This window comes from Catellatospora sp. NPDC049609, from assembly GCF_040675365.1.
In the GTDB taxonomy this organism is placed as follows: domain Bacteria; phylum Actinomycetota; class Actinomycetes; order Mycobacteriales; family Micromonosporaceae; genus Catellatospora.
In genome coordinates, this window is sequence record NZ_JBFAOU010000088.1 from 20,708 (window position 1) to 31,936 (window position 11,229).

Here is an 11,229-nt window from a genome sequence, read left to right on the forward strand (position 1 = left end):
CGGTGGTCTGCCGCCGCCGTAGGCGCCCGGGACACCGCCGCGCGTGCGAGCCGCCACACGCTCGCACGCGCTACCAGCTCATCGTGAGCCGTCGCTTCCGACGGCGGGGTTCTCATCTCCGGTCAGCAGCGGCAGGACCCCGGTGACCGCCAGCACCCGCTGCGTCAGGCCATGCACTCCGGTCACCTGATAGTCGACGCCTCTGGCCAGAGCAGCGCTGCGACCGGACACCAGTACGCGTACGCCGCCGGAGTCGAGGAAGGAGGTTTGGGACAGGTCCACGGTGACGGTCTTGACCCCGGGCACGCGGGCAGCGTGCATCAGGGTGTCCAGCAGGAGATCGTGCACCGTCATGTCGATCTCCCCGTTTACGGCCACGACCGCCTGCGCGGGGTCCGCAGTCGCCAGCTCGACCGAGGTCTCCACGTCAACTCCCCTCCCCCTCCTGGGGCACCGGCTCCAAGCCGGTCGCCGCAGCAACCTTGTCGACATCGCCTGAGCTGAAGGCGGTGCGGACACCTGACACGGACATGCCGGCCGCCTGAGCGAGCTCGCCGAAGGTGTACGGGTGCGGGTAGACGAAATGGCGCGCATAGGCCAGCAGGAGGCGGATCTCCTCCTCGGCACGCATGCGGCGCGCGTGCGCATCCGCCAGGGCGGCAAGGACCGCATCGCTGCTGGCGGTGTGCGAGGGGTCTTCGATCGCCCCCAGCACGGCCTTCACGTCACCGGCCACACGACGAGTACTCATGTATACGACTATCGCACAGGCATGCGGTCATCGCATAGTTGTGCTGTCATCGCCACATTCGACGGCGCCAGCCAAGACGTCCGGCGGCCGCACTGCTTTGCGCCGTATACCCACGTCCACGTCCCTCGCAGCCTGCGATCTTCGGGCGGTCGTTCCGTGGTGGTCACTGCTGTACTGTTCCGGGAAGCCGACCCGGCTGCCCGTCCAGAGGCCTTCGGCCGGCCGTCGAGGTGCCGTGCGAGTCCGGGCGGGTGGAGGTGGTCACATGGCGGAAGTCGGCATCGCGGCACGGCTTGCGCCCGGTGGTCACGTCTGTCTGCCGGTCCGCAGCGCTCCAGCGGAGATGACCGCGTGAGCACCGCCTCCGTGGCGGAGTTCGGCCACCCGGCGCTGCTCTACCGCGACGACGAGGAGTACGTGGCCGGCACCGTGCCCTACATCCGCGAGGGGCTGGCCGCCGGCGAGCCGGTCGCCGTGGCCGTCCCCGGGCCGAACCTGCGACTGATCCGGGACGCGCTCGGCGCCGACGCCGCGCGGGTGCTGCTGCGCGACATGACGGTGGCCGGCCGCAACCCCGGCCGGATCATCCCCGCGGTCCTGCTCGCCTTCGCCGACGCGCACCCCGGCCGCCGGGTCCGCCTGATCGGCGAGCCGATCTGGGCCGGTCGCAGCGCCGCCGAATATCCGGCCTGCGCTCAGCACGAGGCCCTCATCAACACCGCGTTCGCCGGCCGCCGGGCCACGATCCTGTGCCCGTACAACACCGAGCTGCTGGATCCGGCGTGGATCGCCGACGCGCACCGGACGCACCCGGTCATGCGCGACGCCACCGACCGCTTCGACAGCGCGCACTACGGTGATCCGGTCGTGGTCGCGGCCGGTTTCAACCTGCCGCTGTCCGGTCCGCCGGCCGGTGCGGCGACCATCGTCATCGAGCTGCACACCCTGGCCGCCGCGCGTCGCTTCGTCGCCGAGCACGCCCGGCGCGCCGGCCTGACGCCGGAGCAGATCGCCGATCTCACCATCGCGGTCAGCGAGCTGGCCACCAACGCCGTCAAGTACGGCGGCGGCGGGCAGCTCACCGTCTGGCACGACACCGACCACCTAATCTGCCAGGTCGCCGACGGCGGGCACCTGAGCGACCCGCTAGCGGGGCGGATACCCGTCCCGGCACACGCTCCTAACGGCGGTCGCGGACTGCTGCTGGTCAACCAGCTGTGCGACCTCGTCCGCGTACACACGACCCCCGCCGGCACCACCACCCGGATCCACGTGCACCGCACCGAACGCCCGTAGCACCGTTCGACCACGTCGCACCTTTCGTCGGGGTCGCTCACGCAGCGGCGGCTTCCTCCTCGGCGGCGAGCACGCTCAGCTCCGGGTCGTCGACGGGGTGGTCGACCGCGTAGCCGGGAGGCGGCAGCGGCGCACGCAGCTCGGCGATCACCGCCTTGGCCGTGGCCGCGATCGGGATGGCCATGAGCGCGCCGATCAGGCCCAGCAGCGCGGCGCCCACCAGTCCGGCGAGCAGGACGGCCAGCGACGGCATGTCCAGGCTGCGGCGCATCATCCGCGGCACGATCCAGTAGTTCTCCACCTGCTGGTACACCAGCAGCCATCCCACGATGCCGACCGCCGCGGGCCACATGCCGACGGCCATCGCGGCGACGATGCCGCACACCGCCATGCCCAGGGTCGCACCGACCAGCGGAATCAGGTCGGTGACGGCGACGATCAGCGCGAGCGGGAGCGCGAACGGCACCTCGAAGATCGCCAGGCCCAGATACGCGACGGCGCCCGCGATCAGGGAGACCAGCACGTTGCCGATCATGTACGAGCCGACCTTGTCGACCGCCGTGTCGACGATGCGCCGGACCCGCTCGCGGTGCCGGTCCGGCGCGATCAGCTGGGCCCGCCTGCGCAGCCGCGGCATGTCGGCCAGGAAGTATAGGGACAGGACCACGACGGTGAGCGTCGTGGCCAGCGCGTCCAGGAACGTCTGGAACATGTTGAGCAGGTTCGCGGCGATCCACGCCGGCACCGACGCGGCCAGGTCGTTGAGCCGGTCGCCCAGCCCGTACCGGGCGCTGAGCTCGCGGAAGACCGGCGAGCGCTCGTCGAGCCCGGCGATGTAGCCGGGCAGGTCCTGCACCAGGTCGCCCGCCTGCCCCACCAGGGGCGGCCCGACCCCGATAACCAGCGCGGTCAGCGACCCCAGCACCCCGATCAGGATCATGGCGACGGCGTAGGGGCGCCGCACGCGATGTCGGACCAGCCAGCGCACCGCGGGGTCCAGGCTCACCGCCACGAACAGCGACACCAGCACCAGGGCGAGCACCGTCCGCACCGTCCACAGCGCGGTCAGCCCCAGCCCCACCAGCGCGACGCCGCACGTGCCCGCCGCCGCCCAGCGGAAGACCTCACCCGAGGTGACCCGTCCTCTTCTCACCGGCTGCGCATTCCCGCTCACCGATGACGCAAACTCGCCCGTGGTCGGGCGAGCGCGCGGGCGGTGCTACTCCGCCAGCAGGCTCGACAGGCGTCCCGCGAAGAGCTGCGCTTCGATGTCGCTGACCTCGTCGCCCAGCTCGCGGACCAGCTTCTGCTGGGTGCACAGGAGCACGTCCGCTTCCTTGAGCTGGGCCTCGGGGATCACGACGACCTCACCGTCGACCACGGCGAGGACGGGATCGAGGTCCCGCGACCGCGCGAGCACACGCACGTCGTTGGCCGTCACTGTGGTCATATCCACACGTTACCGAACATCATGTCGTGGCACCCGGCTTTGCGACGCTCGACGACCCGCCGAGCGATCTTGGAGCGCGAGACGGCCGGAAGCCCCATAAGCGTTGCGGGCACTCAGGATGTCACTGCATTGTGACAAGACCAATACGCAGGCGCTCCCGATTGCACATCGCCGCAGTTCACAGGCTTGAGGGGCGTCCGGCCGTCGTTTCGCCGATTCCGCCGGGGGTACCCCGGCTGCTGAGAAGCACGTACCGACGGTGAGATCGTCTCGGCCGCTGCCGACGGCCGGCCGTGCGAGCCGAGGGGAAGAGATGCAACCCAAGGTGTACGAGGTGGTGCCCAACCACCACCAGTGGGACGTCCTCGAAGGCGATGCGCTGATGGCCGTCCACGACCGCGAGGCCTGCGCGGTGCGACACGCGCTGCGCGAAGCGGTCGCGCACGCGCCGAGCCACCTCACCATCACCGACCACCAGGGTCGGGTCGTGGGCGACGTCTGGTGCGGCGACGGCCGCGCTCCCGGCACCGGCCCCGACTACGACTCCAGGTCGATGAAGCCGTACGGGATGTAGCCGGCTTCGTACAGTGCATCCTCGTCGCCGTCGGCCACCTCGGCGTCCGTGATGGACCTCGCGTCGACATTCACGAAGTCGCCCGGCCCGGCCACCTCGCCGAGCAGGGCGGGCACGTCCATCCGGTCCCAGTCGACGGTCACCGTGGTCACGTGCTCCAGCTCGCCCATGAAGAGAAGGTCGGAGAGGCTGCCGTCGTCGACGTACTCCTCCTCGTCCGCGCTGAAGTCGTGCCCGACCGGCTCGCCCGGCCCGGTGAACGTGATCGGCGAGTATCCCTCGATGTCGATGGACACGAACGGGTGCAGGTCGATCGACCGGGCGAGCCTGCCGTGCTGGTAGACGTCGAGCGAGAGCTGCGCGCCGTACCAGCAGAGCAGATACAGGTTGACGCCCTCCGCCAGCTCCCCGGCCAGGTCGGCCTTCACCTCGTCGAGGGTGCCGCGGATGTAGTGGGCGTCCTTGCGGGCACCGCCCGGGGACACGCCGAAGCGGAGGTCGTAGTAGCTCTTCGGTCGCACGGCCGACAGCGTACGGCCACCGCCCGACACCGCGTACGCGCGTCAGGGACGGAAGCTCGCGCGGTACTGCGTGGGGGTGCGCCCGGTCAGCTCCTGGAACGCGGCGTGGAACGCCGACAGCGAGGTGTACCCGACCATGAACGCGATCCTGGTGACCGGGGTGTCGCCCGCGGCCAGCTCCTCGACCGCCCGCAGGACCCGCATCCGGCGCAGCACCGCCCGCCAGGTCATTCCGGTCTCGTCCTCGAACCGCCGCGCCAGCGACCGCGGCGCCAGCCCGACCTGCGCGGCCACATCCTCGAACCGGACCCCGTCGCCGAGGCGCTGCTCGGTCAGCCGCAGCGCCAGCCGCAGCTCCGGTGACCGTCCCGCCGGCACGACCATCGGGCTCGGTTGCTCGGACAGCCGCCAGACCACCGCCGCGAGTGCGGCGAACATCGTCCGGGCGTACGCGGGCAGCGGTTGCTCGGTCTCGCCCCAGGTGCCGCACTCGCCCACCAGGGCACGGGCCAGCGGGTCCAGGTCGAACACGGTCAACGGGGTCGGCGGCGGCGGGGTGAAGGCGGTGTCGAACAGCACCGAAGCGGTCGTCGCGGGCTGCGCGATGCTCACCCGGATCGGTCTGCCCGCCTCGATCAGGGCCGCCCGTGCGGGCGGCAGCAGCCACTGCCTGCCCTGCGCCTCCAGCCGCAGCGTGCCGGCGGAGGCGCAGAGCAGGTAGTGCCGGTCCACACAGAGATCACGGGCGGGCTGTGCGGCGAAGGTCCGCACGAAGCTGAACGCCTCGCAGGTCATCGGGTGGCTCGCATCCCCACATCGTAGGAGTGCCGCTCAGGCGACCGTTTCCCGCAGCTCGGCGTGGAAGCGGCGGCTGACCGGCGCCGCGGTCATCATCGGCCGCAGCGCGCCGCCGGCGCGGGCGAATGACTCCGACGCCTGGTAACCCGCGAAGGAGGCCTCGTCGGCCCACTCGTGCACGATGGTGATCGCGGTGTCGTCCGCACGGGAGGCGTACACCCGGTAGGCGATGTTGCCCGGCATGGCGCGCACGCGCGGGCTCTCGGCGTCGAGCCGGTCGAGTGCCACGGGGCGGTCGGCGGCGGTGGTGTGCAAGTCGACGATGGCGATGAACATGGCAACCTCCTGGTCGGGCCGCGTTGCCGCAGCGGGAAGGGTTCCATCCTCCGGCGCGGGCCGCCGGTCGGCTCCCGGCAGGCGGACACGTTCGCGCTCGCATCGGACAGCTCGCCGGACTCCGCGGGCCGGGCGGCGCGCCGACCAACCACGACAGCGCCGACCGCGTCCCCTGTTTGCACCATGGGGCGCAGACGTGACGCCGTCGGTACAAATCGCCGGGCGTTGTTTCGCGTACACCGATCTGCGATCTGTTCCCGTTCTACCCTTCGGCGTATGGGTGTGGTCTCGCTCAAGGAGATCGTCGACCGAGCCATGCGGGACCGCTACGGGGTCCCCGCGATCAACATAGTCAACGATTTGACGATGGAGTCCGTCCTGGCAGCCGCGGTCGAGCGCCGGTCACCCGTCATCGTCCAGACGTCGGTCAAGACGGTGCGGTCCATCCGGTCCGACGTGCTGATCGCGATGTGGCGCGCGATGACCGCCGGCATCGAGGTCCCGGTCAGCCTGCATCTGGACCACTGCCCGGACCGGGAGGTGATCACCGAGTGCCTCGCCAAGGGCTGGAACTCGGTGCTGTTCGACGCCTCCACGCTGCCGGTCGAGGAGAACCTGCGCCAGACCATCGAGGTGGTCGCCGAGGCGCGCGCCCACGGCGCGCACGTCGAGGGCGAGATCGAAGCGATCACGGGTGTCGAGGACGGCATCGGCAGTGACGAGGCGGCACACCGGCAGACGCTGGACGTCTCGGTGCGGTTCGTCGAGGAGTCGGGAGTCGACGTGTTCGCGCCGTCGATCGGCAACGCGCACGGCGTCTACACCGCCGCGCCCGAACTCGACGGCCAGCGGGTCAGCGACATCGTCGCGGCCACCGGCGTGCCGATCGCGCTGCACGGCGGCACCGGCCTGACCGACGCCCAGTTCAGCGACCTGATCGCGCGGGGCTGCGCGAAGGTCAACGTGTCCACCGCCCTGAAGATCACCTACATGACCGCCAACCTGGCCTTCCTCCGCGACGCCGAGGCACAGGGCAAGTGGGACCCGCCCTCGCTGTTCCGGCAGGTCGCCGCGGACGTCACCGCGATGGCCGCCGGGTACGCCGACCGCTTCGGCAGCACGGGGCAGGCATGGTGACAGCCCTGATCTTCGACTGCGACGGCGTCCTGGCCGATACCGAACGCTTCGGCCACCTGCCCGCGTTCAACCAGACGTTCGCCGAGTTCGGCCTGCCGGTGCGGTGGGACGAGCAGGAGTACGGCCGCAAGCTGGCGATCGGCGGCGGCAAGGAGCGCATGTCCAGCCTGCTGACGCCGGAGTTCGTGACCGCCGCCGGGCTGCCGGACGACCCGGCCGGGCAGGCCGAGGCCGTCGCCTCGTGGCACCGCCGCAAGACCGCGATCTACACGGCCATGGTCGCGGCCGGCGACCTGCCGGCCCGACCCGGGGTGGCCAGGATCGCCGAGGAGGCGCACGCGGCGGGCTGGCTGCTCGCCGTGGCCTCGACCTCGGCCGAACAGTCCGTGCAGGCGGTGCTGGAGCATGCCGTCGGCCCGGACCGGGCCCGTGATTTCACCGTGCTCGCCGGGGACATCGTGCCGCGCAAGAAGCCCGCCCCCGACATCTACCTGCTCGCGCTGGACCGGCTCGGGCTGGCGGCGCACGAGGCCGTGGTCGTCGAGGACTCGCACAACGGCCTGGCCGCCGCTGTCGCGGCCGGGATCGCCTGCGTCGTCACGGTCAACGACTACACCGCCGGCGAGGACTTCACCGGCGCGGCGTTCGTCGTCGACTCGCTCGGCGAGCCCGGCGCGGCCCCCGTCACGGTGCTCGCCAACACCAGCCCGGCGACACCCGGGGCGTACGTCAGGCTGGCCGACCTCGCGGCCGTCCTCACCGGAGGGGATCGGCGATGACCGGCAACTCCCTGCCGCAGGTCGAGTTCGTGGTGCGGACGATCGCACAGACCGCCGTGGCGAACGAGAAGTACTTCGGCGACCTCGACGCCGTCGTCGGCGACGGAGACTTCGGCTACTCCCTGGCCCGCGGGTTCGAGATCGTCATCAGCGACTGGGACACCTTCGACCGCACCGATGTCGCCACCTTCCTGCGCAAGGTCGCCGTCGTCATCACCAGCCGGATCGGCGGCACGTCCGGACCGCTGTGGGGCACCGCCTTCCTCCGCGCGGCCACCGCCGCGGCCGGCACGTCCGACCTGGACGGTGACACCGTCGTCGCCATGCTGCGCGCGGCGGCAGAGGGCATCCAGGCCCGCGGCAACGCCAGCCTCGGCGACAAGACCCTGCTCGACGCGCTGGTGCCCGCCACCGACGAGATAGCCCGCCAGATCAGCCTCGGCAGCGACGGGCCGACGACCATCCGGGCCGCCGCGACCGTGGCCCGCGCCAGCGCGGACGCGACCGCAGGGCTGGAGGCCCGCCGCGGCCGGGCCAGCTACACCGGCGAGCGGAGCATCGGCAGCGTGGACCCCGGAGCCGTCGCCGTCGCCGTCATCTGCGAAGCCCTCGCCGACGCCTGGCCGACCGCATCGTGAGAGGAAGCGCCATGAAGAAGTTCGTCAACGACCCCCGCCAGTTCGTCCCCGAGATGCTCCGGGGCGTCGCCCTGGCCAACCCGGACACGCTGCGCTACGTGCCCGAGTACAACCTCATCATGCGGGCCGACGCCCCGCGCGACGACAAGGTCTCCGTCGTGCAGGGCTCCGGCTCGGGCCACGAACCCGCCCACGTCATGATCGTCGGCAAGGGCATGCTGGACGCCGCCTGCCCCGGCGACGTGTTCGCCGCCCCGCCCATGGACTACGTGCTGGAGACCAGCAAGCTGCTCGCCTCGCCGAAGGGTGTGCTGCATCTGATCAACAACTACACCGGCGACCGGATGGCCTTCGACATGGGCAAGGAGATGGCCGAGGCCGAAGGCGTCCGGATCGAGACGATCCTGATCGACGACGACGTCGCCGTGTCCGACTCCACCTTCACCATCGGCCGGCGGGGCGTGGCCGGCAACTTCTTCGTGATCAAGGTGGTCGGCGCGAGCGCCGAAGCCGGCGCCGACATCGAGGAACTCGTACGGCTCGGCAACAAGGTCAACTCGGTCACCCGGACCATGGGTATGGCGCTGACGTCCTGTACGCCGCCGGCGAAGGGTTCGCCGCTGTTCGAGCTCGGCGACGACGAGATGGAGATCGGCGTGGGCATCCACGGCGAGCCCGGGCGACGCCGCGAGAAGCTGGCCGGCGCCGACGCGATCATTGACGAGCTGCTCGAAGCGGTCGTCACGGACCTGCCCTACCAGCGCGGCGACGACGTCGCACTGATGATCAACGGCCTGGGCGGCACGCCTATCGGCGAGCTGTACCTGCTCTACGGCCGCGCCCACGAGCAGCTCGAGGCCCGCGGCATACACGTGCGGCGCAACTACGTCGGCGAGTACTGCACCTCGCTCGACATGGCCGGCGCCTCCCTGACCCTCGTCAAGCTCGACGACGAGATCGTCGCCGGCCTCGCCGCACCCGCCGAGATCGCGATCCGGACGTTCTAGGTTCGCGAGCACGCGGTCGTGCTTGATCGTGGTGGTCCCCGGTCACACCCTGGTCGTCCCGCGCGCCCACGTGCCGAGGCAGGCGGGCTTCTCCCCCGACTTGACCGGCCGCAGGCGGTCGCCGGCAGCGGATTGGGCGGTGCCCGGCCTGGTGGAGTGGCCGGCCACCGCGGACGAGGAACCTGCGTGACCTGCCGGGCCGTGCTGGTCTCAGCGTCCGCGGCGGCCGGCCCCGAGGCCGGGCACCTATAGCCGGGCGGATGCACCGTCCCGGCCATAGATGACAGCGGCGCGCATCCGTCGTTTGTCACTCTCCCGAGGGAGCCGGCGTTACGGTGCACGGCCTCAGGGGCCGTGCGGCCGTCCGGCGTCGTCGGCTCGCTGCGGGCTCTTGGAGGGCCGCACCGGGCTGGGCCGAGCAGTCGGCTTGCCTGGTGGGGCGGGGGGCTGGCCGGGGCCGGCCGCCGAAGGCGCGGGAGCGCTCGCCGGCAGGCCGGGCCCGGAACCGGTGGCCGGTGGCAGGCCGGGGCCGGGCGCGGCGGGACCGACCGCAGCGGTGGGATCGGGTGCGGGCGGGGGCGGGTCGATCGGCTGGCCCGATGGACCGAGCAGGGTCAGCGCGCAGCGGACGCCGTCGAGGCTGAAGGCCGTCGGCAGCGGGTTGGTGCCGCGGTAGGTCGCGGTCAGCGGCAGGTCCGTCGTGTCCCCGCCGGCGAGCGGACCGATGGCCGCGGTGGCGGTGTGGTCGCGCTGCTGCCAGCCGCGGGCGGGCTCGACCTGCTGGGTGCCCGGCATCTGCACAGTCAGCCGGCCGGGCGCGAGAGTGGACGTCGTGGTGTTCGCGATGGTCAGCGTCGCGCTGAACCGGGAGCCGTCGTCGGTGCCCAGCCGGTAGACGACGGCGCAGGGCGGCGGCGCGGACACGGCAGGCGACGGCGCCGCGGCCGAGGCCGCCGGAGGCCGCGTCGCCGAGGAGTTCCAGGCCCAGGCCGCGGCTGCCACCGCGCCGACCCCGAGAACTCCGGCGACCAGGGCGGGCCGCCGGGACCGACGTGCCGGCGGCGTCCGCCACGGCAGCAGGTGCGTGTGGACGTCCTGCTCGTCCCCGCCGTCCGCGGCGGGCAGCGTCGTACGCAGCACGGACGCGGCCGGGGCGTGCTCGGCGAGCACCGCTGCGAGCTGCTGGGCGGTGGGGCGGCCGGCGGGGTCGCGCGCCAGGCAGGCGGTGATCGTGTCGGCGACGGCCGCGGGCAGCCCGGCGATGGGCGGCAGCGGGCGCGGCTGCTGGGTCTGCGGTGCGGTCAGCAGGTCCAGGGCCGACTCGGCGTGCCAGGGCAGGTCACCGGACAGCATCCGGTACAGCAGGACCCCGAGCGCGTAGACGTCGGCCGTCGGGCGGACCAGCGGCTGCGGGTCGTCGATGCGCTCGGGAGCCAGGTAGGCCGGGGTGCCGGCCAGGTAGCCGCCCGGGTCGAGGTCGTCGCTGCCCGGCGGGGCGCAGAGGCCGAAGTCGATGACCTTCGCGCCGTCCGCGGCGAGCAGGACGTTGCTGGGGGCGATGTCGCGGTGGACGATGCCACGGGCGTGCGCGGCGGCCAGCGCGGCGGCGATCTGCGCGGCGAAGGTGACCGCGACCGGCCAGTCGAGGTGGATCTGCTCACCGAGGACCTCGGTCAGCGACTGCCCGTCGATCAGCTCCATGGCCAGGTAGGCGGCGCTGAGACGGCGGGCGCCGATGACGCCGTAGTCGTACACCTCGGCGATGTGCGGGTGGCGCAGCCGAGCCAGCGCCTGGGCCTCGGTGCGCAGCCGCCGCAGCGCGAGTTCGTCGGTCAGCAGCTTGGGGATCGGGACTCGCAGCTTCGGCGAGGGTGACGGGGGCACGGACGGCGACGTGCTCGTGCTCGGTGACGGCGCAGACGACGGGGAGGCCGAGTCGAGG

Annotated in this window: 14 protein-coding genes; 6 read left to right on the forward strand and 8 right to left on the reverse strand. The window is 72.0% G+C overall.

What is annotated here, in order from left to right; all coding sequences use genetic code 11:
• Window positions 1–78: 78 nt before the first annotated feature.
• Window positions 79–426, reverse strand: coding sequence for an STAS domain-containing protein (locus tag AB0J67_RS23315; RefSeq protein ID WP_363485535.1), 348 nt, complete (start codon window positions 424–426; stop codon window positions 79–81).
• Window position 427: 1 nt separating this feature from the next.
• Entirely contained in the window at window positions 428–751 is a 324-nt protein-coding gene (locus AB0J67_RS23320) for a hypothetical protein (protein WP_363485536.1), read from the reverse strand.
• 351 nt (window positions 752–1,102) lie between these two features.
• Here AB0J67_RS23320 and AB0J67_RS23325 point away from each other — a divergent pair, with 351 nt between their 5' ends.
• On the forward strand, window positions 1,103–2,047 hold the full coding sequence (locus AB0J67_RS23325; RefSeq protein ID WP_363485537.1) for a sensor histidine kinase: 945 nt from the start codon (window positions 1,103–1,105) through the stop codon (window positions 2,045–2,047).
• A 37-nt stretch (window positions 2,048–2,084) separates the two neighbouring features.
• On the opposite strand, the gene AB0J67_RS23330 is transcribed toward AB0J67_RS23325, so the two are convergent.
• The gene (locus AB0J67_RS23330; protein ID WP_363485538.1) at window positions 2,085–3,200 is read right to left on the reverse strand and encodes an AI-2E family transporter; all 1,116 of its coding nucleotides are present in this window, start codon (window positions 3,198–3,200) and stop codon (window positions 2,085–2,087) included.
• Window positions 3,201–3,266: 66 nt separating this feature from the next.
• Entirely contained in the window at window positions 3,267–3,497 is a 231-nt protein-coding gene (locus AB0J67_RS23335) for a hypothetical protein (protein WP_363485539.1), read from the reverse strand.
• 313 nt (window positions 3,498–3,810) lie between these two features.
• Between AB0J67_RS23335 and AB0J67_RS23340 the strand changes: the two genes are divergently transcribed.
• A complete protein-coding gene (locus tag AB0J67_RS23340; RefSeq protein ID WP_363485540.1) occupies window positions 3,811–4,071 on the forward strand; it encodes a hypothetical protein in 261 nt (86 codons plus the stop codon).
• Here the strand turns inward: AB0J67_RS23340 and AB0J67_RS23345 are convergent.
• From AB0J67_RS23345 to AB0J67_RS23355, 3 genes are read right to left on the reverse strand one after another with little or no spacing between them, the layout of a single operon-like run.
• Complete coding sequence (locus tag AB0J67_RS23345) at window positions 4,035–4,592, reverse strand: hypothetical protein (RefSeq protein ID WP_363485541.1); 558 nt, start codon at window positions 4,590–4,592, stop codon at window positions 4,035–4,037. The genes AB0J67_RS23340 and AB0J67_RS23345 overlap by 37 nt on opposite strands.
• A gap of 42 nt (window positions 4,593–4,634) precedes the next feature.
• Entirely contained in the window at window positions 4,635–5,387 is a 753-nt protein-coding gene (locus AB0J67_RS23350) for an AraC family transcriptional regulator (protein WP_363485542.1), read from the reverse strand.
• A gap of 36 nt (window positions 5,388–5,423) precedes the next feature.
• A complete protein-coding gene (locus AB0J67_RS23355) occupies window positions 5,424–5,726 on the reverse strand; it encodes an antibiotic biosynthesis monooxygenase (protein ID WP_363485543.1) in 303 nt (100 codons plus the stop codon).
• Window positions 5,727–6,002: 276 nt separating this feature from the next.
• On the opposite strand from AB0J67_RS23355, the gene AB0J67_RS23360 reads away from it, so the two are divergent.
• The 4 genes from AB0J67_RS23360 to dhaK are packed head-to-tail and all read left to right on the forward strand — an operon-like array spanning window position 6,003 to window position 9,287.
• Window positions 6,003–6,863, forward strand: coding sequence for a class II fructose-bisphosphate aldolase (locus AB0J67_RS23360; RefSeq protein ID WP_363485544.1), 861 nt, complete (start codon window positions 6,003–6,005; stop codon window positions 6,861–6,863).
• Window positions 6,857–7,642 carry an HAD-IA family hydrolase gene (locus tag AB0J67_RS23365; protein WP_363485545.1) on the forward strand — a complete coding sequence of 262 codons (786 nt, stop codon included), beginning with the start codon at window positions 6,857–6,859 and terminating at the stop codon, window positions 7,640–7,642. Before AB0J67_RS23360 ends, AB0J67_RS23365 begins: the two co-directional genes overlap by 7 nt.
• Window positions 7,639–8,280: a dihydroxyacetone kinase subunit DhaL gene (gene dhaL / locus AB0J67_RS23370; RefSeq protein ID WP_363485546.1), complete on the forward strand. Its 642-nt coding sequence runs from the start codon at window positions 7,639–7,641 to the stop codon at window positions 8,278–8,280. The genes AB0J67_RS23365 and dhaL overlap by 4 nt, the downstream gene beginning before the upstream one ends.
• 11 nt (window positions 8,281–8,291) lie before the next feature.
• Complete coding sequence (gene dhaK / locus AB0J67_RS23375) at window positions 8,292–9,287, forward strand: dihydroxyacetone kinase subunit DhaK (RefSeq protein ID WP_363485547.1); 996 nt, start codon at window positions 8,292–8,294, stop codon at window positions 9,285–9,287.
• Window positions 9,288–9,632: 345 nt separating this feature from the next.
• Here the strand turns inward: dhaK and AB0J67_RS23380 are convergent.
• The coding region (locus tag AB0J67_RS23380) for a serine/threonine-protein kinase (protein ID WP_363485548.1) at window positions 9,633–11,229 on the reverse strand (1,597 nt) is incomplete at its 5' end.